This window comes from Paenibacillus sp. LS-5, from assembly GCF_056121505.1.
This window is the reverse complement of sequence record NZ_JBWAVA010000053.1, coordinates 1-460: the sequence shown is the minus strand read 5'-3', so window position 1 is coordinate 460 and position 460 is coordinate 1. Positions and strand designations below refer to the sequence as shown.

1 protein-coding gene is annotated in these 460 nt (G+C 54.3%); it reads left to right on the top strand.

Annotated elements, in window-relative coordinates; all coding sequences use genetic code 11:
• Positions 1-460, top strand: a 460-nt coding sequence (locus AC0MA3_RS26395) for a carbohydrate binding domain-containing protein (protein ID WP_474658338.1), incomplete at both ends; no start/stop codon positions are given.

Sequence of the window (460 nt, the reverse complement as noted above, 5' to 3'; positions counted from 1 at the left end):
ATGGTTCTACAGTCTGGACTACATCTCCGGGAGTGCAGATGCAGGCGTCTTCTTACAGTGGCTACAAGATGGCTACGGTCCAGCTTGGGAGTGCAACCGGCTTAACTGCAGCCTTCAATAACGGTACCGGCACCTGGGACAGCAATGGCGGTAGCAACTATCACTTCGGAGCAGGGACATGGAGTCTGGTGAACGGCAGTATCACATCAGGTGTGCCGCAAGCAGATAGTGTGACCTTCAAGGTCACGGTTCCAAGTACGACTCCAGCAAGCGGACTGGTGTATTTAACGGGCAGTTTCAATAGCTGGAATGCGGCGGACCCTGCGTACCAGCTGACCAAAGGAAGTGATGGCCTATATTCCATCACCTTAAGTCTACCGGCGGGAACGGCAGTTCAATACAAGGTAACACGCGGGAGCTGGGCTTCAGTGGAGACTAGCACAAGCGGGGCGGATATTGC